Annotated in this window: 19 protein-coding genes; 12 read left to right on the top strand and 7 right to left on the bottom strand. The window is 69.8% G+C overall.

The window, feature by feature from the left end; genetic code table 11:
• Window positions 1-71: 71 nt before the first annotated feature.
• The 6 genes from JQX13_RS10760 to JQX13_RS10735 form a co-directional block, all read right to left on the bottom strand.
• Entirely contained in the window at window positions 72-2,348 is a 2,277-nt protein-coding gene (locus JQX13_RS10760) for a TonB-dependent receptor (protein ID WP_203408944.1), read from the bottom strand.
• A 249-nt stretch (window positions 2,349-2,597) separates the two neighbouring features.
• Window positions 2,598-3,887 (bottom strand): PepSY-associated TM helix domain-containing protein, encoded by a 1,290-nt coding sequence (locus tag JQX13_RS10755; protein ID WP_203408943.1) that lies wholly within the window; start codon window positions 3,885-3,887, stop codon window positions 2,598-2,600.
• A gap of 11 nt (window positions 3,888-3,898) precedes the next feature.
• The gene (locus JQX13_RS10750; RefSeq protein WP_239014675.1) at window positions 3,899-4,768 is read right to left on the bottom strand and encodes an energy transducer TonB; all 870 of its coding nucleotides are present in this window, start codon (window positions 4,766-4,768) and stop codon (window positions 3,899-3,901) included.
• 164 nt (window positions 4,769-4,932) lie between these two features.
• The gene (locus JQX13_RS10745) at window positions 4,933-5,613 is read right to left on the bottom strand and encodes a Fe2+-dependent dioxygenase (protein ID WP_203408942.1); all 681 of its coding nucleotides are present in this window, start codon (window positions 5,611-5,613) and stop codon (window positions 4,933-4,935) included.
• A 176-nt stretch (window positions 5,614-5,789) separates the two neighbouring features.
• Window positions 5,790-7,961 carry a sensor histidine kinase gene (locus JQX13_RS10740; RefSeq protein ID WP_203408941.1) on the bottom strand — a complete coding sequence of 724 codons (2,172 nt, stop codon included), beginning with the start codon at window positions 7,959-7,961 and terminating at the stop codon, window positions 5,790-5,792.
• Between the two features lie 136 nt (window positions 7,962-8,097).
• A complete protein-coding gene (locus tag JQX13_RS10735; RefSeq protein ID WP_203408940.1) occupies window positions 8,098-8,295 on the bottom strand; it encodes a hypothetical protein in 198 nt (65 codons plus the stop codon).
• A 217-nt stretch (window positions 8,296-8,512) separates the two neighbouring features.
• Between JQX13_RS10735 and JQX13_RS10730 the strand changes: the two genes are divergently transcribed.
• From JQX13_RS10730 to JQX13_RS10690, 9 genes are all read left to right on the top strand, one after another.
• Entirely contained in the window at window positions 8,513-8,824 is a 312-nt protein-coding gene (locus JQX13_RS10730; protein ID WP_203408939.1) for a DUF2171 domain-containing protein, read from the top strand.
• 167 nt (window positions 8,825-8,991) lie between these two features.
• The gene (locus tag JQX13_RS53890; protein WP_239014674.1) at window positions 8,992-10,728 is read left to right on the top strand and encodes a Kelch repeat-containing protein; all 1,737 of its coding nucleotides are present in this window, start codon (window positions 8,992-8,994) and stop codon (window positions 10,726-10,728) included.
• A gap of 135 nt (window positions 10,729-10,863) precedes the next feature.
• Window positions 10,864-12,117: an AAA family ATPase gene (locus tag JQX13_RS10720; RefSeq protein WP_203408938.1), complete on the top strand. Its 1,254-nt coding sequence runs from the start codon at window positions 10,864-10,866 to the stop codon at window positions 12,115-12,117.
• A gap of 2 nt (window positions 12,118-12,119) precedes the next feature.
• Window positions 12,120-12,788 carry a DUF4276 family protein gene (locus tag JQX13_RS10715; RefSeq protein WP_203408937.1) on the top strand — a complete coding sequence of 223 codons (669 nt, stop codon included), beginning with the start codon at window positions 12,120-12,122 and terminating at the stop codon, window positions 12,786-12,788.
• Window positions 12,789-13,047: 259 nt separating this feature from the next.
• On the top strand, window positions 13,048-14,439 hold the full coding sequence (locus JQX13_RS10710; RefSeq protein ID WP_203408936.1) for a M24 family metallopeptidase: 1,392 nt from the start codon (window positions 13,048-13,050) through the stop codon (window positions 14,437-14,439).
• Between the two features lie 127 nt (window positions 14,440-14,566).
• Window positions 14,567-15,937, top strand: a complete 1,371-nt coding sequence (locus JQX13_RS10705; protein ID WP_203408935.1) for an NAD(P)/FAD-dependent oxidoreductase — start codon at window positions 14,567-14,569, stop codon at window positions 15,935-15,937.
• 81 nt (window positions 15,938-16,018) lie between these two features.
• On the top strand, window positions 16,019-16,693 hold the full coding sequence (locus tag JQX13_RS10700) for an energy-coupling factor ABC transporter ATP-binding protein (RefSeq protein ID WP_203408934.1): 675 nt from the start codon (window positions 16,019-16,021) through the stop codon (window positions 16,691-16,693).
• The gene (locus JQX13_RS10695) at window positions 16,690-17,301 is read left to right on the top strand and encodes an energy-coupling factor transporter transmembrane component T family protein (RefSeq protein ID WP_203408933.1); all 612 of its coding nucleotides are present in this window, start codon (window positions 16,690-16,692) and stop codon (window positions 17,299-17,301) included. Before JQX13_RS10700 ends, JQX13_RS10695 begins: the two co-directional genes overlap by 4 nt.
• Window positions 17,298-17,918: a biotin transporter BioY gene (locus JQX13_RS10690; protein WP_203408932.1), complete on the top strand. Its 621-nt coding sequence runs from the start codon at window positions 17,298-17,300 to the stop codon at window positions 17,916-17,918. The genes JQX13_RS10695 and JQX13_RS10690 overlap by 4 nt, the downstream gene beginning before the upstream one ends.
• On the opposite strand, the gene JQX13_RS10685 is transcribed toward JQX13_RS10690, so the two are convergent.
• Window positions 17,854-19,023 carry a cytochrome-c peroxidase gene (locus JQX13_RS10685; RefSeq protein WP_203408931.1) on the bottom strand — a complete coding sequence of 390 codons (1,170 nt, stop codon included), beginning with the start codon at window positions 19,021-19,023 and terminating at the stop codon, window positions 17,854-17,856. The genes JQX13_RS10690 and JQX13_RS10685 overlap by 65 nt on opposite strands.
• Window positions 19,024-19,570: 547 nt before the next feature.
• On the opposite strand from JQX13_RS10685, the gene JQX13_RS10680 reads away from it, so the two are divergent.
• The 3 genes from JQX13_RS10680 to JQX13_RS10670 all read left to right on the top strand — a co-directional run bounded on the left by JQX13_RS10680 (window position 19,571) and on the right by JQX13_RS10670 (window position 22,981).
• Window positions 19,571-21,097: a GspE/PulE family protein gene (locus tag JQX13_RS10680; protein WP_203408930.1), complete on the top strand. Its 1,527-nt coding sequence runs from the start codon at window positions 19,571-19,573 to the stop codon at window positions 21,095-21,097.
• Window positions 21,098-21,127: 30 nt separating this feature from the next.
• The gene (locus tag JQX13_RS10675; RefSeq protein ID WP_203408929.1) at window positions 21,128-21,787 is read left to right on the top strand and encodes a PEGA domain-containing protein; all 660 of its coding nucleotides are present in this window, start codon (window positions 21,128-21,130) and stop codon (window positions 21,785-21,787) included.
• 123 nt (window positions 21,788-21,910) lie between these two features.
• The gene (locus JQX13_RS10670) at window positions 21,911-22,981 is read left to right on the top strand and encodes a chemotaxis protein CheB (protein WP_203408928.1); all 1,071 of its coding nucleotides are present in this window, start codon (window positions 21,911-21,913) and stop codon (window positions 22,979-22,981) included.
• The last annotated feature ends 55 nt before the right edge of the window (window positions 22,982-23,036 follow it).

The raw sequence follows: 23,036 nt of genomic DNA, 5'->3' as shown, positions 1-23,036 counted from the left end.
AGCGAAGGAGTGCCCCTGGGAAACCGACAACATCCCCGCGACAATAATCCCTCTCCCAGGGGGAGAGGGAGTTAGAAGCTATACCGGGCGGTCAGGCTCGCCGAGCGCGCTTCGGCCGGCACGGCGTGCCCACCGTAGTACTGGTCGTAGTAGAGCTCGTTCGTGATGTTGTTCACGTTGAGCTGGAGACCGAGCTTGCCGAACGAGTAGCTGGCGAAGGCATCGAAGCGCCAGAAGTTGGGCACCTTGTTGATCGCCACGTTGGCCGCGGTGGGATTGTTCACCGTCGTCACGTCCTGGTAGACGGCGCCGCCACCGAGCGTGAGGTCATCCAGCGGATTGACGGTCGTCCAGAGCGACAGGCTGCGCTTGGGCGTGTTCGGCAGCGGCTGGCCCACGAGGTACGCGTTGGTATGCTCGCGGATCTCCGAGTCCATATGGGTGTAGTTGGCGAGCACCCTCCAGCGCTGGGTAATGGTGCCCGCGATGCCGACGTTGAAGCCCTGCACGCGCTGCGCGCCCGCGAGGATTTGAGGAGGCCCCTCGGGGTCGGTGTTCGCCACGCGCGCGTTCGTCTTGTCGATGCGGAAGACCGCCGCGGTCAGGCCCAGCCGCTCCTCGAGCAGGTCCGCCTTGGCGCCGATCTCGTAGATGATGTTGCGCTCCGGCTCGAGGCTCTCCGTCCCACTGGGGAGCGTGCCGGCCTCCGCCGAGGGATTGGAGGAGGTGCCATACATCGCGTAGAGGCTCGTCTTCTCCAGCGGGTGGAGCACGACGCCGGCGCGCCAGTTGAAGAACGCGTCCCGGTTCTCCAGCCGGGTCACCGTGTGCGTGCTGTTCTCCGATGTGTAGTCCGTATCGAAGAGGTCGAAGCGCGCGGAGCCGAGCAGCTCGACGTAGCGGGAGATCTCGAGCTGCTCCGAGGCATAGGCGCCGATCGTCCACTGCCGGGTCTCATTGGCGGTGCTGAAGACGCGGGTGAGCGGGGAGAGGTCGGGCGAGGGATCTGGCTCGAACAGGTCGGCGGGGAGGTTCGGCCCGGTGGGCAGACCCACCGCGCGCAGGTTGTCGCGGTACTGGTTGCGCGTCTCCCAGGCCAGCTCGAGCCCGGCATTGGCGGTGTGCCTCAGGATGCCGGTCTGGAACACCCCGCGGAAGTCCGTCTGGTTGATGAGGTTGGCGTTGTCCGTCTCGGTCTCGTAGCGCTCACGGCCAACCGTCACGGGGGCGGCGGCCGGAGCGAGCCCGCGCGGCGACGTGGGCCGGGTGAAGCGATCCACCGAGCCGAAGCGCAACGTGTTGGTCAGCACCGTGCCTCCGCCGAACCGGTGCTGGATGCGCCCGGTGGCGACGTGGGCATTCACCCTCAACGTGTCCGAGTCCTCCACGCCATAGAAGGTGTCGCGCGGAACGCCGAGGCTGTTGGTGAGCGGGTATCCGTTGAAGTAGGGCTGGCCGTGATCCGGGATGCCCTCTTCCCGCTGGTAGAGGTAGTCGAGGTCGAGCGTGGTGTTCTGTCCCAGCGCGATGCGCGCGGCGGGAGCGACCGCGGCGCGGTTCTGCTCGACGATGTCACGGCCCGCGGTCCGGGCGAGCTGCCCCGCCGCGTTGACGCGCAATTGCACGTCGTCACTGAGCACCTGGTTGACGTCCAGCTCGAGGCGGCCCCAGGGCGCCGTGCCGCCCGTCAGGCTCACGTCCCGGATGGAGCGCTTCGTCGGCCGCTTGGTGACGAGGTTGACCGCGCCGCCCGTCGAGCCTCTCCCGAAGAGTACGGCGGAGGGCCCGAAGAAGACCTCGACCCCGCCGAGGTTGAAGGTGTCGCGAGTGAACCAGCCCAGGTCGCGCACCCCATCACGGAAGGTGTCGGTCTGCGCCGAGAAGCCACGGAGGATGAAGATGTCTCCCTGGCGGCCACCCTCACCCGCGCTGACGGTGATGCCGGAGACGTTGCGCAGGGCCTCGCGCACCGTCGTCGCCCGCTGCTCCTCAATGATCGTCTCGGGCACCACGGTGACGGTCTGCGGCGTATCGACGAGCGGCTTCGGCAGACGCGTGAGCGTGCTCTCCGGGGCGTTGTAGCTCTCCGCCTCCTCCTCCACCTGGACAGTGGGCAGCACGAACTTGTCCTGGGCGCCCTCCTGCGACGGCTGGGCGGCCGGCGCCGACTGCTCGGTACGTGGTGCGTCTGCGGGCGGCGTCGTCTCCTGGGCGAGCGCGCCACTCGCGGCCAGCGCCGAGGCGAGTCCAACCGCCGTCTGCCCCAAGGGCCACAGCGCTCCGCGCACCCCTCCTGAAACACCCTTCGTCGAGCGGATGCCCGTCCTGCTGGCCTTGGTGGAAGACATTCTTGTACTCCTCGAAACTGCTAGAATTCGAGAACGATTCTCGTAATTAATTGCCGGGATTGAATCAACCGGATTCGTCTGTCGTTGAGGAATTTCAATCCCTTTCACTCGGGGTGGCACCGGAAGCGTGAGAGCTTCACGGCCAGACTCATGTCTGGCCTTGCGCGAGGTGTGTGTCCGGGTGGAGGGAACGCATGGCGCGGCCAGGGCTCCTCGCCCCGGCGTGCGTGTCAGCGATGCGGGAGGAGCTCAGGCCGTCGGCTCGGACTGCTCCGACGTCGCGCTGGCTTCTTCCGAGGGAGAGGCGCGGGCCTGCCGGCGCGGGAAGAACCGCCTCCAGGAGAGGGCGAAGCCAGTCCACACGAGGAGGACACTCCCCAGCGAGGCGAGGGCGGCGACGAGCTGACCCATCCACCCGAGCGCCTCGCCCGTGTGCAGGAAGCGCATCCACGTGCGCAGCCGCCGACCCAGGTTGTTGTCCGCGAAGGTCTCCCGGCGCAGCACCTGGCCGGTGAAGGGATCCAACGACACCTGCGTCGAGGCGAAGAGCGGCCATGCGCCCGTCTCCCGGATGGAGAAGGCGAGCGCCCGCGGGCCACCGTCTCCGCGCGCCTCGCCGCCACCGGGACCCTTGCCGGGCCGCGGACCCTGGCCCTGCGGACCCTGGCCCTGGGGGGCATTGCCGCGCGGTCCGCCGCCCATGCGCAGCGAGATGTTGTCCCAGGCGGGCGCCTGCTTGCGGGCCTCGGTGAAGAGCGCGTCGAGGCCGAGCGGTCTGGCACCTTCCGGCGGCGTGGGGACCTTGACCGGGGTGGCGGTGGGCGGGCCCTGGGTGGCGGGGGGCGTGTTGCCCGTGAGCGTGAAGACGAGATCCGAGGCCCACTTGTAGGAGATGACCATGCCCGTCGCCGTCAGGACGATGAGCACGGGCAGGGACCAGAAGCCGATCACGTTGTGCCAGTTGAAGTCACGTGCCTTGCCGCGCAGTCCGCCCCTGAACCAGAGCGTGGGCCGCACCGTCTTCATCGTCCACTTGCGAGGCCACCACAGGTACAGGCCGGTGATGGCGAGGAAGAGGAACGCGGCATTGCAGACGCCGGTGACGGCTCGGCCCATCGCGCGGTTGTCGCCCTGGGCGCCGAGCCACCGGTGCCACTCCTCCATGACATGGAAGAACCTACGCCAGCCCTGGGCTCCCTGGTCCCGGACCTCGCCCGTGTAGGGATTCACATACACGCCACTGGAGCGGCCGGTGCTCACCAGCACGGCGGCGTCCGGCTCGGAGTACACCGTCACGCCCGAGGGTTGCGCCTCGGGCCTGGCGGCGCGCACGCGGGTCAGCAGCTCGTCGATGGACAGGCGGGCCGCGTCCGGCGCGGGGACCCGCACCTGCCGCGACTCGCGGTCGGCCCAGTCGAGGATCTGATGCTCGAAGGCGATCGCCACCCCTGTGATGGACATGATCGCGATGACGATCCCCGCGATGATGCCGGAGATCAGGTGCGGCCAGAAGATGAGCTTGCGAAGGGTGATGCGCATGGGGGACCGCTTCACTTCAAGGAGAACTGGACGGGAATCTCGACGATGACGCGCACGGGCCGCCCCTGCTTGCCGATCGCCGGGGAGAAGCGCCACTGGCTGACGGCGGAGATGGCCGCGGCGTCGAGCTCGGGCACGGAGCGGATCACCCGCGTGTGCTCGGACTCGATGCGCCCATCGGTTCCGATGATGACGCGCACCATGACGAGCCCCTCGATGCCATCGGACTTCGCCCGCCGGGGGTAGTGCGGTTTGAGCTGCTGGAGCACCCGCGGGGGACGTGCCACCTGCGTCAGGTCGAGCGCCGAGCCTCCCGTGGCCCCCACCAGCCCGCCCTCCCTGCCGCCGATCACGCCGCCCACGATTCCCGCGACGACACCTCCCACTCCCTCGGTGCCACCGACCACGCCCGGGGCCTCATCGGCGGCCGGTGCTTCGTCGGCCGTCTCCGGCACCGTCTCGGGATTCGCGGCCTCGACCGGCGGGGCCTCCACGGGGGTGGGAACGGGCATCGGAAGCGTCGAAGCGACGACCGGGCGCACGGGGCGGGCCCGTGCATGGCGCCGCACCCGCTCGGGCTGTGCCGCACGGGACGTCGCGGAACCCGCCGCGGGGGGCGGCGGGGGCAGGAAGCTGAAGAACACCAGCTCCGGCTCCTCGGGCGTCGCGGGGGGCTGCGAGGCGGTGCCGGGCACCGCGAGCCACACGAGCGCCACTCCGACGTGGACGAGCGCGGCGATCAGCAGGGCCGCTCCCCAGCGCTCGCTCTCTCCACTCGGGGACTCGCCCATGCGGAAGAGGTTCGCGGACGGCCTGCGCTCCTCCCCGGCTACCGTCTCCCCTCCGTCCATCCCGACATGGAAATTGAGAATCATTCTCATTTGTAGAGACTTCTGCTCCTAGCCCACAATGAACAGATCGTCAATCCGAGGGGAGGGTCAGAGTCGACCCACTCCGGAAGGAGTGGTCTGTGGAGGACGCGAGTCGGGTCCGCGCTCTCGGGGAAGTGGCGGGTGGAGAACGAGGGGCGGGTGGGAGAGGTGGCTCAGGGCTCGGCCCATTGCCTGAGGAGGTTGTGGTAGACGCCCGTCAGCATGACGAGGGAGGGGCTCTTGGGCACCTCCTTGTTGAGCTGCATGATGGCCATGTCGAGGTCGAAGAGCAGGGCGCGCTGGGACACGTCGCGGATCATGCTCTGCACCCAGAAGAAGGAAGCGAGCCGGACGCCGCGGGTGATGGGCGTGACATGGTGGAGGCTGGAGGCCGGGTAGACGATGAGGTCGCCGGCGGGCAGCTTCACGGAGTGGCTGCCATAGGTGTCCTCCACGACGAGCTCGCCGCCGTCATAGCTCTCGGGGTCGGAGAGGAAGAGCGTGGCGGAGACATCGGTGCGCAGGCGGATGGACGTGCCAGTGATGGGGCGGATGGCGTTGTCCACGTGCGAGCCGAAGTTCATGCTCTCGTCGTAGCGGTTGAAGAGCGGGGGGAAGACCCGCTGCGGCAGCACGGCGGAGATGAACAGGGGGCTGCGCTCGAGTCCCTCCAGCACGAGGTCGCCGAGCTCACGTGCCTGCGGGCTGTTCTCCGGGAGTTGGAGGTTCTTCTTCACCTGGGCGGACTGGTGCCCGGCGGTGCCGCGGCCGTCCTCCCAGGAGGCCCGGGCGAAGACGTCGCGGCAGCGGGCCACCTGCTCGGGGGAGAGGACGTTGGGGATGTGAACCATCATGGTGATGGGGACTCCATCCTGCCTCCGGACGGGCGTCAAAGGCATACTTCGCCCATCCAGGCGCACGACCCTGCTCGTCCTCTCGGTTCCGAGGCTCGCTCCCTTGGATGCTCCCCGGCTGGAGCGGCTCCCTCGAGCCATGGGCGTGCCAGGGGCCCGGGCTCCCCGGGTGGGTCTCAGGGGTGCTGCGCCGCGGGGAGGATGACCGTCAGCAGCGTGCCCACGCCCTCGCGGCTCTCCGCGCGCAGCGTGCCCCCCAGGCTCGTCACGATGGCGTGGCTCACCGACAGCCCCAGGCCCATGCTCGCCGGTCGCGTGGTGAAGAAGGGCTCGAAGAGGCGCGCCAGCACCTCCGGCGGCATGCCCACGCCCGTGTCCTGCACCTCCACCACCACCTCGCCCGCCGGTCCCGTGTACGTCGCCACCCGCAGCACGTTGCGCGCCGCGTCCAGTTCGTTCATCGACTGCACCGCGTTGAGCAGCAGGTTCACGAATACCTGACCCAGCCGGGCCTCGTCGCCCTCCACCAGTGGCACCGGCCGGAAGTCCTTCTCCAGCCGCGCCCGGTGGCGCAGCTCGCCACGCACCAGGCTCAGCGCGTGCTCCAGCAGTGGCACCACCTCCACCGGCTCGCGGTGCTCCGGCGGCGCGCGCGACAGCATCCGCAAATCCTGGACGATCGTCTTCAGCCGGTCCGCTCCGTCCGTCGCCTCGGTCAGCGCCTCCAGCACGTCATCCAGGTCCCCGGCCAGCTCGTGGCCCTGCGCGCGCAGTGTCTGCTTCAGCCGCCCCAACTCCTCGCGCGCGAAGCGGAGGTTCGCCAGCATGTAGGCCAGCGGGTTGCCCATCTCGTGGCCCACCGCCGCCGCCAGCGAGCCCAGCGCCGCCATCCGGTCCGCCTTGAAGAGCTGCGCCTCCATCTGCTTGCGCGCCGTCACGTTCTTGGCGAACACGCGCAGGCCCTCGGGATCCAGCAGCGGCGTCACCATCAGCTCCCAGTACCTGCCGCCCAGCTGCACCATGGGCGGGGTCTCTCCCGGGGCCACGCCACGGCGGGCCCACGCGAGCGCCGCCTCCACCAGCGGATGTCCCGCGCCCCGCACCACCAGGTCCGGGATGGCGGTGTGCGCCGCCGGGTTGGCGTAGCGCAGCTCTCCATTCGGGCCCAGCTCCAGCATCGGCTCCGGGTGCAACAGTGGGAAGGAGGCCAGCCGGTACAGCTCGTCCTCCAGCGCGCGCAGCTCGGTGACGTCGCGCACCAGCAGCGCCGTGGTGGGACTCGAGCCGCCGGCTGGCCTGCGCACCGTGGCCTCGGCCGCGTACCAGCGCGTCTCGCCCTCCACCTCCAGGCGGTACTCCACCCGTCCGCCCACCCCGCTGAGCCGCGCGGCGCGCGCGAGCGCCACCAGCGCGTCCCCCGCCTCGGGTCCCAGCACCGCCTCCAGCGACCGTCCCTCGGCGTGGCGCAGATCCTTCCCGAAGGCCGAGCCCGTGGGCGTCCACAGCCGCATGCACCGCTCCTGCGCGTCCAGCTCCACGGCCAGGTACTCCGCCCGCTGCACCTTCCACCGAGGCGGAGTCCGGGGCGATGTGGGGGAGGCGAGGACGAAGCCCTCGCTGTCGAAGAGGCCCAGCAGCGGCTCCAGTCCCGCGCCGCCGCCCGCGAGCGTGGTGAAGATGGACACCAGCGTGGCCGCGTCCGCCTCGGGCAGGCGCGAGGTGAGGATGAGCCCGTCCGAGAGCGTGGGCTCGGTGAACTCGAAGGGGATGAGCCGGCGCTCGTCCGCGCCCAGGTGCTCGGCGAGGTAGGCGCGGACGGTATTCTCCTCCGGGTGGCTCGAGTAGATGGAGGCCACGTCCGCCTCGCCGGAGAGCAGCGCGAGCAGCGCCTTGCGGTAGGTGCCGTGGAAGCGCTCCTCGGCGAAGATCGCCGCCGGGGGCAGTCCCCGCTCGGTGAGGTGGCGTGCGGGCAGCAGGTAGCCCCCGGTGGAGCGAGGGGCCACCCAGGCGGCGCGCGTGCCCTTCAGCATCTTCAAGGTGAGCGGCCGGTCCGCCCGGCATACCAGGGCCGCGTGGTAGTACCAGCGCCCGGCCCGCACCGCGCGCAGCACCGCCCGGGCCTGGGGCTCGAAGGTGGTGCACTGCTCGGCCGTGGCCCAGGCCAGGTCCACCCGGTCCTCCACCAGCTCCCGCTCCAGTGCTTCGTACGAGGGCGCCAGCTCCACCACCACCGGGCGGCCCAGCCTCTGGGTGAGTGCCCGGCTGAAGAGTTCGGCGCGCACGTGCTCTTTCACCTCCCCGAGCGAGGGGGAGAGGAGGAAGCGGATGGGTGCGGCCGGTGTCGTCACAGCGTGCCTCCGCGGGAGGGACCGGGGTTGCCGGTGCTCCGTCGTTCCGGAAGCATGCCGGACCCGCAGGGGGCGCGCACCTTTCCCGCCTGGCGGGATCACCGCTCATGCAAGCCCTGGGCGCCCCGGGGCGGACTCAGGCGTAGACCTGGTCGCTCTCGACGGAGGCTTCCAGTCGGTGGTTGAGCTGTTCGAGCCGGCTGTAACGGGCCTGCAGCATCTCGCGGTAGGCGCGGTGGTCGGTGTGGGCGATCTCATCGAGCAATTCGCGCAAGGACGTGTCGAGGACCTCCTTGAGCTCGCGGGCCTCCACGGCGGTCATCTCCAGGAGCATGGCGATCCTTCCTTTCCCTGGAGACATTAGGCACCGCGCGCCACGCGGACTCCGCACGCGCACACGCCGCATGTGAGCCGGGGTGGGGAGCATTCCCCCGAGCCCAGGGTCGCCCCTCCTGCCAGTCTTCGGCGCTTGCCGTGGTGCCGGGTGTTCCCCACTCAGAGAGGCGTGACCCGGTGCGGGAGGGCCCGGGGGCTCGCGAGGAGGACGTGTCATGTTGGAGCAGGAGTTGGTCCGCGAGGGCATGGTGGTGCGGGACCTGGACGGGCGGAAGTTGGGCCGCGTGCGCGCGGTGGGTGACACCCACTTCGAACTGGAGCCGCGCCTGCTGTCACGCGACGAGTTCCTGGTGGAGTTCGCGGACGTGCGCTACGTGCGCGATGGCGAGCTGTACCTCGAGCGCACCCCGCACCTGTTGAAGCTGGAGGATGACGACGGGGGCGCGCTGCCTCCGCGGCACCACAACGGCATGGACGCGGAGCCGGTGAACGTGGAGGCGCTGGACGCGGATCAACCCGGTGCATGACGGTGCCATGCCGGGCCCATGACGAGCCGCGGCACGAGCCGCGGCACGACCTGACAGGTCTGTCATACAGAGGCAGATAACCCCCGGGAATCACGGGGGAATTCGAGCCCGGGGATGTCAGACCCGGCGTGTAGACCCGTCCCTCTCGCAACGGAGTGGGAAGGGTCATGAAAAGGGTTTCGACGTCCTGCGCCATGCTGGCGCTCTTCACGCTGGTGTTCTCGTGCAGCTCGGCGCCACCGCCGGAGGAGCTGTCGGAGGAGCGCGTGGCGCGAGGACTGACCACGCCGCGCAAGCTGCTGCCGCTGGTGGTGCTGGCGGACGGGCGGGTGCTGGCGGCGGGAGGACATGATGGAAGCCGCACGCTGTCGAGCAGCGAGGTGTACGACGTGGCGACGGGCACGTGGCGCGGCACGGGGGCGATGCGCACGGCGCGGCGCAACCACGCGGCGGTGCGGATGAAGGATGGGCGCGTGCTGGTGGTGGGCGGCACGTACTCGGCGTCCTTTGGCGCGCTGGCGAGTGCGGAGGTGTACGACCCGGGCACGGGCCGGTGGACGCCGGTGGCGGAGATGGCCGAGGCGCGCAACGAGCCGGCGGCGGTGGCGCTGCCGGATGGGCGGGTGCTGGTGGCGGGAGGCTTCGACGTGGACCGGCACCCGGTGCGCTCGGCGGAGCTGTACGACCCCGCGACGGGCCAGTGGACGCGCACGGGAGCGCCGACGTCGGCGCGGAGCGGGGCGCGCACGGGCGTGGTGCTGGGCAACGGCAAGGTGCTCTTCGTGAGCGGGCTGCAGGCGGAGTTGTACGACGTGGCGAGCGGCCAGTGGGCGAAGGCGGGCCCGGTGGGAGGCGCGGCGGGGACGCACCGCTCGGGGCACACGGTGACGATGCTGACGGACGGGCGGGTGTTGGTGGTGGGGGGCACGACGTCGCGCGCGGCGGCCACGGCGGAGCTGTACGACCCGGAGGGTGGCGAGTGGAAGCTGGTGGCGGCGCCGGGCACGCCGCGCGAGGCGCACGGGGCGCTGGTGACGGGGGATGGGCGGGTGCTGGTGGCGGGAGGCTTCCACGTGTCGACGGGGGCGCTCGCGTCGGTGGAGAGCTACGACCCGGCGGCGGACACGTGGAGCGCGGAGCCGTCGCTGCGGGCGGCGCGGCGCGGCGCGGGGATGGTGCTGTTGGAGGAGGGCGCGGTGCTGGTGGTGGGCGGCTCCAATGACTTGCAGGGGACGCTGGCCACGAGCGAGCGGTACGACCCGGGGGTGTGCACGCCGCTGACGTGCGAGGCGGCGGGCCAGACGTGCGGCGCGGTGCCGGACGGCTGCGGCGGGATGCTGGAGTGCGGCCCGTGCACGGTGGCGCCCGCCTGTGGCGCGGAGGGCTGTGGCGTGGAGCGCGCGGAGTACGACGCGGAGCTGCGGGCGCCGCGGTGTGACGGGGCGACGACGGGGTGCGACTCGGGCGCGCTGCTGGTGGGACGGGGGCGGATGGGCCCGGAGCCGCACGCGCCCAACGCGCTGGGGGGCTCGTGTGAGGATGGCGAGGGCGGCTCGCGCGAGCGGGACGAGGCGCTCGACGGGTTGCGGGTGAGCACGGTGGACGGGGGCAGCCTGGCGCCGGGGAAGACGGTGCGGGTGGAGGCCTCGGTATGGGCGTACGCGGAGCCGGAGGCGAACCGGCTGGACCTGTACTACACGGCGGACGCGCGCAACCCGGCGTGGACGTACCTGACGACGCTCACCCCGAGCGGACCGAGGGCGCAGGTGTTGTCGGCCACGTACGTGCTGCCGGTGGGCGCGCAGCAGGCGGTGCGAGGCGTGTTCCGCTACGCGGGAAGCGCCGAGCCGTGCCCCGGTGGCGTGTTCGATGACGTGGACGACCTCGCCTTCACCACGCGGTGAAGCTGTGGGACCCTCTGGGGCTCGCTCGATGGCGCGGGCCTGGCCGCTGCCGAGCATCTCTCCCGGACAAAGCGCATGTAATCCCATGCGGCTCCAGTAGGCACCGCGCGGTGTAGTGGATAAAACCCCTCGGAGATGAGTGACCTCGCGCGCGTCCACATTGAGGAGCTTCGGCTCTCGGGCTATAGGGCCTTCGAGAACGCCCGCCTGCAACTCGACGATCTGACTGTCCTGGTCGGGCGGAACGGGGCCGGCAAGAGCACGCTCATCGACGCGCTGGAGTTCGTTCGGGATGCGCTGAGCGACTCATTGGCGAATGCGTTGGAGCGCCGGGGTGGAGTCCAGGCTCTGCTGCACCACGGCGCACGCGAGGCGAAAGAACTCGCAGTCGTCATCCGCCTGCGGCTGTCCCGTCAATATCTCGCTGCGGTATTGCACCGCACTGAGCTCCCAGCGCCTCAGAGCATCCTTGCTGATGATGCCACCGTGACCTACGGCTTTCGTATCGGTCCAACACGAGGCGGATTGGGGTTCGAGGTCAAGAAGGAGGTTGCACACGCTGCTTATCAGCACTTCACGCGCGCTGGCCGGGGCGACTGGCGTTTCGGTGGCGTTGTCATGCCCCATGGTGTTCGTGCCACATCACGGGACGCCTTGGCGCTTCCGTTCGCCGCTGAGCACGCCGCTTTGTGGCGGGCCCTGTTGGACGCACTGAAAACGAGTGTTCGTGCCTACAGCCTCTCTCCGTCAGCAATCCGGGCGGAGCCGCCCGTCAGTGGTGCGAGCATCCTGAACCGGAGCGGCGGCAACGCGGGCGATGTGCTGCACCACCTCGAACGGAACAAGGCGGATGCCGCATGGATCAACAAGCACCTCGCGGCCATCACTCCCGGCATCGTCAGGGTCAGGTCGGAGACCGCAGCGGGTCGACGGCTCATCCGGTTCCATCAGCGATACAACAAGAGCAAGACCGCCGGAGTCGTCTTCGACGTTGGGGATATGTCGGATGGAACCCTGCGCTGTCTGGCCATCCTCCTGGCGCTTCGGCAGAAGCCCACCCCAGCGCTCGTGTGCATTGAGGAGGTCGAGGACTCCGTCCATCCCGCCGCGCTGGGGGTCCTGCTGGATGCCATCGCGGCCAGTACCAGCCGCTGCCAGGTTCTCCTGACGTCACACAGTCCCGAGGCCTTGAGTCACCCCTCCGTGACTCCCGAGCAGGTTCGCGTCGTCGAATGGCGTGAGGGGAGCAGTCAGCTCTTCAAGCTCAGTCCGGGAGCGGAGGAGATGAGTCGACCGCCGCGCTCCGTCGGCAGGTTGCTCCGTACGAATGCGCTCTTCACCGCGAAGGACTCCGAGCGCGTTGAGGGCGACTTCTTCGCGGCCCCGTGACGATGCGTCCCAAGCTCCGAATCCTTGCCATTGTCGAGGGGCACGGCGAGCAGACTGCTGTCCCCGTCCTCCTGCGCCGCTGGTTCCAACACCGCGGGTTCCGCGACTTCGAGACACCCGATCTCGCCATCCGTGCTTCGGGCTCCGGAGCTCTCAAGTGTCCCCACGATGACGATGACGCGTTGGGGATCGAGTATTACGTCGAGATGGCGGCGAGCGAGCGGCCTGATGGCATTCTCGTCATGCTCGATTCCGATGACGAATGCCTGGTGCGCGCCAGGACACCCTCTCGTCCTGGACTGGGTCCCGAGCTCCTTCGGCGTGCTCGAGCCATCGCGCCCCACATCCCCATTGAGGTGGTCGTCGCCAATCGGGAGTACGAAGCCTGGTTTCTCGCCTCCCTGGCCAGCTTGCGGCGAACCACACGCATACCGCGGGGTAGTCGGCTGCCGACGCCACTTTCGGACATCGAAACCATTCGTGATTGCAAGAAGCGTCTCACCCAACTGCTCGGACGTCCCTATGAGGAGACGACGGATCAGCCGGATTTCACCGGGGTACTGCCCTTCACGCCCGCGATGGCGCGGCGCTCGCGCTCATACCGCAAGCTGCTCAAGGCGCTGGATGCGCTCACACGAGCTGCCCGCCGCAACAGGCGTCGGTCTCGCTGAGTGAGCTCAAGGGGCTCGATGTCCTATCGAGGAAGTAGAAGGGAATGCGCCCGAGTGGTGAAGCCGTATTGGGTTGATTCGCCAGAGTTGAAGTCTGGTGCCTTCGACCACTCGGCCATCTCCCCAGCATGCGGGGAGAGCTGGATTCGAACCAGCGAAACCATGAGTGCGTGTAGGGCCTCAACGGACGGGCGCAGGGGGAGGGGACGTCGATGCTCGGGGCTCCCTGACAGCGGCATCCGTGCGAAGCTGCGCGGCCATGAAGAACACCTGGAGCCGTCTACTCGTCCCCCTGTTCCTCTTCACGTCCGCCTGTGCCACCACGGCCCCGGCCACCTCCGTGCCAGGGGCTTCCGCGCCCGAGCGTCCCTTCGGCACACTGCGTGAGCAGGCCACGCGACAGCAGGCCTGGCTGAGCGAGCGCATGGAGAAGGCGCTGCCCGCGCTGATGCGCCAGTACGGCATCGAGATGTGGGTGATTTCGATGCGCGAGTACAACGAGGACCCCGTCTTCCCCGCGCTGGTGGCGCCCACGACGTTCGCGGCGCGGCGGCGGACCATCTACGTCTTCCACGACCGGGGCCCGGAGCTGGGCGTGGAGCGGCTCGCGTTGGGCGGAGGGACGCAGGGCGGGGTCTACGAGGCGCGGCGCGCGCAGCTGCAGGTGGACGGGGGCGGGGTGACGCGGCAGGCCGAGCTGTGGGGCCCGGACCAGTGGAAGGTGCTGAAGGCGGTGCTCGAGGAGCGCAAGCCGAAGGTCATCGGCATCAACGTGTCGCGCACGTTCGCCTTCGCGGACGGGCTGACGCATGGCGAGTACGAGGGCATGGCCGAGGCGCTGGGGACCGAGTGGACCTCCCGGATGAAGCCGGCCGAGGGGCTCGCGGTGGACCTCATCGCGTGGCGGGGCGAGGACGAGGCGCGCTTCTACGAGGACCTGACGAAGCTGGCGTGGAACATCATCGAGACGGGGTTCTCCAACCAGGTGATAACCCCCGGCAAGACGCGTACGAGCGACGTGGTGTGGTGGATGCGGCAGCGGGTGAACGACCTGGGGCTGGGGACGTGGTTTCAGCCGTCGGTGTCGGTGCAGCGGCAGGGGAAGACGGAGGAGGAGCTGGGGCAGGATCCCCTCATCGAGCGGGGAGACGTGCTGCACTGCGACTTCGGGGTGACGGCGCTGCGGCTGAACACGGACACGCAGCACATGGGCTACGTGCTGCGCGAGGGCGAGACGGACGTGCCGGCGGGGCTGAAGGCTGCGCTGGCTCGCTCGAACCGGCTGCAGGACATCGTGTTCGAGGAGCTGCGCCCGGGGCGTACGGGCAATGAGATTCTCAAGGCCTCGCGGGAGCGGATGAAGTCCGAGGGCATCGACGGGACGGTGTACTCGCACCCCATCGGCCTGAACGGGCACGGCGCGGGGCCGATGATCGGCCTGTGGGACCGCCAGGAGGGGGTGCCGGGCAACGGCGATCACAAGGTGATCCCCAACCAGTGGTTCTCCATCGAGTTGCAGGCGACGAGCCCGGTGCCGGAATGGGGCGGGCAGCGGGTGCGCTCGGCGCAGGAGGAGGACGTCATGATCGATGCCACCGGAAAGGTGCGCTGGGCCCTCCAGCGGCAGACGGCCTTCCACCTGGTGCGGTAGGCGCTCGCGGCATGCGTCTGCCCTCTGGCCTCGTTGGCGAGCGGGCAGGCGGCTTCATCCTTCCGACCTTCAGACACGATCCTCCGTACGGTGGTCGATTCCCCGGAGTCTCCCCACCTTTGCCGCCATGGAAGGCAATCGGCGAAGACATCATGTGGTCATCGTGGGTGGGGGCTTTGGCGGACTCGAGGCCGCGCGCGGGCTGAAGCGTGCCCCCGTGGATGTGACGGTGCTCGATCGCTACAACCACCACCTGTTCCAGCCACTGCTCTACCAGGTAGCCACGGCGGTCCTCAGCCCGGGCGACATCTCCGCGCCCATCCGTCAGGTGCTGCGCGGCAGGAACACCACCGTGCTGCTCGCGGAGGCCCAGTCCGTCGACATGGAGCGCAAGGTGCTCGTCACCGACGGTGGCGACATTCCCTATGACACCCTGGTGCTCGCCACCGGGGCCACGCACTCGTACTTCGGTCATCCCGAGTGGGCCCGGTTCGCCCCCGGCCTCAAGACGGTCGACGACGCGAGGGACATCCGTGAGCGCGTGCTGCTGGCCTTCGAGGCCGCCGAGCGCGAGCCGGACCCGGTGCGCCAGCGCGAGTGGCTCACCTTCGTCATCATCGGCGCGGGCCCCACTGGCGTGGAGCTGGCGGGGGCGCTCGCGTATATGACGCGGCACTCGCTGCCCAAGGACTTCCGCCGCATCGACACGTCCCAGGCCCGCATCCTCCTCCTGGAGGGGCTCCCCCGGGTCCTCAACACCTATCCCGAGGAGCTCTCCGAGAAGGCCCGCAGGGACCTCGAGAAGCTCGGAGTGGAGGTGCGCACGGGCGCCATGGTCACGGGGATGGACGAGGAGGGCGTCAACGTGGGCGACACCCGCATCCAGGCACGGACGCTGCTCTGGGGCGCGGGCGTGGCCGCCTCACCGCTGGCCCGTACGCTCGGCGTGCCGCTCGACAAGGCGGGCCGGGTGAAGGTGGAGCCCACCCTGAACGTTCCCGGGCACGAGGACGTCTTCGTGATTGGCGACCTCGCCTCGATGCTGCAGGACGGCAAGCCGGTGCCGGGCATCGCGCCAGCGGCCATGCAGATGGGCAAGCACGTGGCGAAGAACATCCGGCGCAAGCTCGAGGGCCAGCCGCTGGAGCCGTTCCGCTACCATGACAAGGGCTCCTTCGCCGTCATCGGCCGCGGCTCGGCGATTGGCGTGCTCTACAACAAGGTCCGCCTGAGCGGCAGGACCGCCTGGGTGATGTGGCTGGGCATCCACATCACCTTCCTCATCGGCTTCCGCAACAAGCTGGCCGTGATGTTCGACTGGGCCTATACGTTCCTCACCAAGCGGCGGGACGTGCGCCTCATCACCGGGCTGCACGCGAACCGGCTCCCGCGCCTCCGTGCCACCAGCCTGCCCGGTATCTCCGAGGAGCGTGCCGAGGAGGCCGAGCTCGAGCCGGTGCGCCACGCGCCCGAGCCCGAGCCCACCCACATCCACTGAGTGCCGCGTCCCTCTCCCTCCGAGAGGGACGTGCACGGATTCAAAAAGGCGTTATAAGTCGCCCGCCCTCCAGCGGTAGCGATGATCAGCCTCCACGCCGTCCACCACCACTTCGGTGAGCGCCACGTCCTCAAGGGACTCGAGCTCACCCTCTCCGAGCGCCGCATCGCCGTGGTGGGCGGCAATGGTTCCGGCAAGAGCACCTTCGCGCGGCTCCTCAATGGCCTGCTCATACCCGAGCAGGGCCAGGTGCTCGTGGAGGGGCTCGACACCCGGAAGGAGGCCCGCGCCATCCGCCGCAAGGTGGGCTTCGTCTTCCAGAACCCGGACAACCAGATCGTCCTCCCCACCGTCGAGGAGGACATCGCCTTCGGGCTCAAGAACCTCCGGCTCCCACCGGCCGACATCTCCGCGCGCGTCGCCACCATCCTGCGCCGCTACGGCCTGGAGGAGTTCCGCCACCACCCCGCGCACCAGCTCAGCGGAGGGCAGAAGCAGCTGCTCGCGCTCTCCTCGGTGCTCGTCATGGAGCCCCGCTACGTCGTCTTCGACGAGCCCACCACGCTCCTGGATTTGCGCAACAAGCGCCGCCTCGCCCAGGCCATCCACGACATGCCCCAGACGGCCATCGTCGTCTCGCACGACCTGGAGCTGCTGCGCGACTTCGACCGCGTGCTCGTCTTCGACGAGGGCCGTGTCGTCGTCGATGACATCCCCTCCGTCGCGCTCGACGCCTACGTCCGGATGATGGCGTGAGCCTCGGCCTCTACCTCCACCGCGACTCGCCCGTCCACGCCGTGCCCGCGGCCGCGAAGATGCTGGGCCTGCTCCTCATGGGCACCGGGCTGCTGCTCTTCCCCTCGCTGCCCGTCGTCTCCGTGGCGCTGGGGGCCACGCTCGGCCTCTATGCGCTCGCGCGCCTGCGTCCGCGCGAGGTGGCTCCCGTCCTGCGCCTCTCCGCCTTCGTGCTCGTCCCGCTCTTCCTCGTGCACGGGCTGCTGTCCGGCTGGGTGCCCGCGCTGGAGGTCGTGCTGCGGCTGGCCGTCCTGCTGCTGCTCGCCACGCTCGTCTCTCTCTCCACGCGGGCCTCGGACATGCTCGAGGCCCTGGAGCGCGCACTGCGTCCCCTGGCCCGCTTCGGGGTGCGTCCCGCGCGGCTCGGCCTGCTGCTCTCCCTCACCCTGCGCTTCATTCCCCTCCTGGCCACGTGGCTGCATGAAATCCAGGAGGCCCAGCGCGTGCGCGGGCTCGAGCGTGAGCCGCTCGCCGTGCTCGTGCCCCTGCTCGTCAAGACACTCCGTACCGCCGACACGCTCGCCGAGGCCATCGACGCGCGCTGTTTCGATTCCGAGGAGCCCTCGTGAAGACCCGCGACCTCGTCCACGTCGCCCTGTTCGCCGCCATCCTCGCCGTGCTCGGGGTGATGCCGCCCATCGCGCTGCCCTTCATCCCCGTGCCCATCAGCGTGCAGACGCTGGGCGTGATGCTCGCCGGCTCCTCGCTCGGAGCGCGCAAGGCGGGCCTGTCCATGCTGCTCTTCCACGTGCTCGTGGCCGCGGGGCTGCCGCTGCTCGCCGGAGGCCGTGGCGGGCTCGCCGTCTACGCCGGGCCCACCGGTGGCTTCTTCGTGGGCTTCCTGCCCGGGGCCTTCCTCGTCGGCTGGCTCACCGAGCGCGCCTGGACGCGGCTCTCGGTGCCGCTCGCCTTCGCCATCAACCTGCTCGGAGGCGCCTTCGTCCTCTATGCCCTCGGCATTCCCTGGCTCGCCGTGGCCGCGAAGCTGCCGCTCGCCAAGGCCGCGCTGGGCTCGCTCGCCTTCCTCCCCGGGGACTGTGTGAAGGCCGCCATCGCCGCCTCCACCGCCGTCACCCTCAAGCGCGCCTGGCCTCTCATTCAGGCACCCCGTCCCGCCGCGCCTACTTCTCCGCCCCCGTCATCGACTCGAGCAGCTTCACCAGGGCCCGCTTCTCCTCGTCAGTGAGCTCCAGCGGCTTGATGGTCTCCGACACCACGCCCGCGTAGTTGCCCACCGCCTCGCCGCCCTTGTCGTACAGCTCGATGACGTCCTCGAGCGTCTTCACCTCGCCGGTGTGCATGTACGGGGCCGTGAGCGACACGTTGCGCAGCGTGGGCGTCTTGTAGGCGCCCTCCATCTCCGACGCCTTGTCCCGCAGATCCCCGCGCAGCCTCTGCAGCCGCGTGGACTCGACACCCGTGGGCGCGTCGCTGTAGGGCCCCGCCGAGTTGAAGGGCCACGCGAGCATCTCGGTGCCCCCCGTCGCCACGCCGCGTTGGCTGCCGCTCTGGTCCTTCACCCCGACGTTGTGGAACTGGTCGTCGCTGAGCATCGGGCCCTTGTGGCACGCGGCGCACTGGCCCTTGCGCACGAAGGTCTTCAGCCCGAGGTAGGCGGGGTCCTTGTCGGCCGTGCCGGCCTCTACCGCCTCGAGGAAGCGGACGACGTCCTGGTCGAAGGGCGCGTCGTTGCGGTTGAGCGTGCGCTCGTACGCGGCGATGGCCTTGCCGAAGTTGGCCAGCAGCAGGTTGTCGTCCGTCTCCTCGGAGGGCAGCTTGCCGAAGAGGGCGCGGTAGTCCTCCGCGTAGAGCTCGGAGAGGCGGGCGCGCAGGATGTCGGGGCTGGAGGCCATCTCCACTGGGCTCAGGAGGGGCAGCAGGGCCTGGTTCCACAGCCGGTCCGCGCGTCCGTCCCACATGAACCATGTGCTGTAGCCCGAGTTCAACACGGTGGGCGGGTTGCGTCCGGTGAGCTGGCCGTCGCAGCCGATCGCCGTGGGCGTGTCCACCGTCCGGCCCGCGCCGTCATGGCAGCTCTGGCACGAGACGGTGCCGCACCGGGACAGGCCCGGGTCCTTGAAGAGCCGCAGGCCGAGCGCCGCCGCCGCGGGGTTGTCGCCGTACTTGTTCGTGGGATCCTTCGGCGGCGCGTGCGTGGGGGTGTGCAGGCTCTGGAGCAGCTCGAGCTCGTCGATGTTGGGGAACGGCTCCTCGGGCTCCGTACAGGACAGGCCCAGGGAGCCCGAGAGGGCGCCCACCAGCAGCCAGGTGCGCAGGGGGTGACGGCTCATCGACTGTCTTCCTTCTCGGTACCAGTGCTTCGGGGACCCTGGACGGGCCCACCCGGGTAAGCACTGTAACCGTGGAATATTCCGTCAGGCCAGCACCAGGGGGTGAGAGCGAGGCTCGCTCAAGGTGTAAGGACGGTGAGGGGGTTCTCCACCTGCTCCACGCCGGTGGACCGGCCAACTCCAGCAGCGGCTTCTTCGAGGCCACGTCCTGGACCTCGCCCTCCAGGACGAGCACGTCGTCCTCCTCGAGTGACAGGTGCACCGGACGCGGCGTGAGGTGGATGTGAGGATGGTGCTCCATCGCGTCGCGGATGGAGTCGAGGTCGCCACGGCGCGAGATATCCTCCGGATCTGCTCGACTTGCTGGGGAGGTATTGCTTGTCCGCTCTCTTCATGGAGCCGTGCCCGGTGGGCGAACAAGCCTCGCGGGCCAAGAATGGTTGCTGCGGCGGTGCGGATTCTCGCTGAAGATCGCTGCCATTCCCGCACACCGGACGTCCGTGGAATTGAGACGCGAGGACCCACCTGCTAGCGTGTGGGCTCTCACATGATCCAGCTTCTCCGAAGAGCCGCCCAGGCCACGTGGGTGCTGACCCTACTGGTGCTCGTCGGGAGCATCGGCGCGTGGCTCTACCAGAATCCCCTCGAGGACATGGACACCGCGCGCCGGCTCGGCACGCGCTTCCTGGGACTCGCCATCACACCCGCGGTGCTGGGCTGTGTGGGGCTGTGCCTGGCGCTGGGCGCGGGAGGCGCCTGGGCGGAGAGCCGGGTCCGTCGCTCGCGCCAGTCCTTCGCGCGGCGGCAGTCCCTGTCCCCGCTGGCGGTGGTGGACGCGGACGTGGCGGTCGCCGTGCGCGAGATGCTCGCCGAGCTGCAAGTCGTGCTGCGCGGCTACGTGCTGCGCGCCGAGCCGGACATGATCGCCTTCGTGGACATGCTGCTGGATGGGGCCATCCGCGTGGGCGCCAGCGACGTGCACATGCACCCGCTGGAGAAGGGCACGCGCATCGCCTTCCGCGTCCATGGCGTGCTCGAGGAGGTGATGATGCTGCCGCGCGAGCACCACCCGCGCCTCATCAACCGCCTCAAGGTGCTGGGCAAGGCGGTCCTCTTCCGCTCGGACCGGCCCCAGGACGGCCACTTCTCCATCAGCACGCAGGAGGGCCCCGCGGACATCCGTCTGTCATTGCTGCCCACCAACCACGGCGAGTCCGTGGCGCTGCGCATCGCCCGGAGCACCGTGCGCCTGCCCGAGCTGACCCGGCTGGGTTTCCCTCAGGGCGTCCTCACCACCTACCAGCGCCTGCTGGATGCTCCCCAGGGCGTCATCTTCGTCGCGGGCGCCACCGGCAGCGGCAAGACGACGACGCTGTACGCCTCGCTGGGCTACATCAAGCAGACGCGCGGGGACCTGACGCGCATCGCCACCATCGAGGATCCGGTGGAGTACGACGTGCCGCTCTTCTCCCAGACGCAGGTGAACGCCGAGCAGGGCTTCACCTTCGCCCAGGGTCTGCGGTCCGTGCTGCGCCAGGATCCCAACGTCATCATGGTGGGAGAGATTCGCGACGCGGAGACGGCGCGCACCGCCATCCAGGCCGGCCTCAGTGGACACCTGCTGCTCACCACGGTGCACGCGAGCTCGTCCGCGGGCGTCTTCAACCGGCTCATCGAGATGGGCGTGGAGCCCTTCCTGCTCGCGTCCGCCACGGTGGCGAGCATCTCGCAGCGGCTCGTGCGCGCGCTGTGCCCGCATTGCCGTGTGCCCACCAGCCCGGAGATCGACGAACTGGCGCGCCTGGAAGCGGCGGGCCTGCCCACCACGGGTCCGTTCTTCACGGCGGCGGGTTGTCAGCGCTGCGACGGCTCCGGCTACCTGGGACGCGCCGCCCTCTACGAGGTGCTGCGTGTCAGCCCGGCCATCCGCGAGTGCGTCAACACCAAGGTTCCCACGTCGCAGACGCACGACATCGCGGTGCAGGAGGGCATGATTCCGCTGCTCGCCGCGGGGTTGGAGCGCGTGAATTCCGGAGTCACGTCGTTGCGCGAGGTCTTCCGTGTGGTGGGTTGAGTCGTCCGGTGCATCCCTGGAGGTGGAGTCGTGAACGGTAACGCACCGCGTCCACAGGAGCCCTCCACCCCCGAGCCCGTGCGAGTGCCCCGTGCTTCCGATGGGGGCCCGCCCCGGGCCATGGCGTCGGTGCCTCCCGGCCGTGCGGCGGGAGGTGCCGGGAGCGAGTCGGTGGCCGCGGTGCTGAAGCTGGCCTCGGCGCTGTGCGCCCTGGTGGCGGTGGGGCTGTTCGTCCGTCCGTTGCTCCTCGGCGAACTCTCCACGAAACCGAGGATGCTCACCCTGATGCCCACCTTCTCCGAGGAGCCGGTGGAGCCCGAGGAGTCGGGCGCGCCCTCGGAGCCGGAGGCCGCGGCGCCAGAGGTGCCTGTGGGGAGCACCCCGGCTCCTCGGGCACCCACCTCGCCCTCGCGGGGCTCGGTGACGCGCGAGGCTCGCGCCGAGTTCGACGGGGCCATCCTCATGGTCGAGTCCGAGCCATCCGGGGCCAACGTCCGGGTGGATGGGAGGGATCAGGGCGAGACGCCCGTGTCGGTGGGGCTCGACTGCCTTCCGGGCAAGCCTGTCGTCGTCGACATCACCCTGCGTGGCTACGAGAAGGCGACGCACACCACGCTCTGCCCGCACGATGCGCTGGTGAAGGTGACGGCCTCGTTGCGCAAGGCTTCCAGGTCCTCCGGGAAGAAGTGAGCTTTCGGAGGGACACGGTGGGCTCGGCGGGCGGGGTTGGACGCGTCTGTGCTAAAGGGTGGGGCCGAACAGGCCACCTACCTGGGCCTGGTGTGAGCGTTGACGGGTAGGGAGGCCGCACAGTTGAAGCTGCTGCTGGTTGAGGACTCGCGTTCGGTCGTCGCCTTCCTCGAACAGATTCTGCGCCGTGAGCCGGACATCGAGCTGTTGCCGGCCGTGAACAATGGCCGCGACGCGGTGGCGGCGGTGCAGCGATGGAGTCCCCAACTGGTGCTGATGGATCTGGTCCTGCCCGGGGGCATGGACGGGGTGGAGGCCATCGCGGAGATCATGGCCACGGCGCCCTGTCCCATCGTGGTGCTCAGCGGGCAGCTGGACACGCCGGGGAGGGACAGGACCTTCGAGTCCTTGAGGGCGGGAGCGGTGGAGGTGCTGGCCAAGCCCATCGTGGGCGGGCTGGAGGCGGTGAAGGAGTTCCGCGAGCGGCTGCTGCGCACGGTGCGGGTGATGGCGCATGCGCGGGTGGTGGGCCGCAGACGGACGGCGCTGCGGCTGCCGGTGGTGCCGCCCGCTCCGTTGGTCGTGGTGCCGGCGTCCGAGGCGAGACCCTGCTCGCTGCTGGCGATAGGCGGTTCCACGGGAGCGCCGCCGCTGGTGTACGAGATGTTGCGCGCGTTGCCGTCGCCCGCGCCCTTTCCGGTGGTGGTGGCGCAGCACATCGTTCGGGGCTTCGAGCCGGGCTTCGCGCGCTGGCTGTGCGGCACGGGGCACCGGGTGGTGGCGGCGCAGGGAGGGGAGTGGCTGGAGCCCGGGACGGTGTTCGTGTCTCCGGCGGACCGGGACCTGGCGGTGCGCGGGGGCCGGTTGCAGACGCAGGTGTCGAGGGGCGTGGCGGTGCCCTCGGTGGACGTGCTCTTCGAGAGCGTGGCGGGCTTCTACGGCTCGAGGGCGGTGGGGCTGTTGCTGACGGGGATGGGCGAGGACGGCGCGCGAGGGCTGCTGGCGATGCGTCAGGCGGGAGCGCTGACGGTGGCGCAGGACGGGGCGAGCTGCGTGGTGGACGGGATGCCGGGTGCGGCGAGGGCGCTCGGGGCGGCGAGCCAGACGCTCACCCCGGGCGAGATGTCCTCGTTGCTGGTCGCGCTCGCGAGGTCCTGCCCCTCGCCCTCCGGCAGGGGCTCTCCCCTCGCGTAGATGAAGAAGAGTCGGGCCCCGCTTCCCAGGGGAGGGAAGGGGGCCCGGCCCGAAT

This window comes from Archangium violaceum (genome assembly GCF_016859125.1).
GTDB classification, from domain to species: Bacteria; Myxococcota; Myxococcia; order Myxococcales; family Myxococcaceae; genus Archangium; species Archangium violaceum_A.
This window is presented reverse-complemented; position numbering and strand designations above follow the sequence as displayed.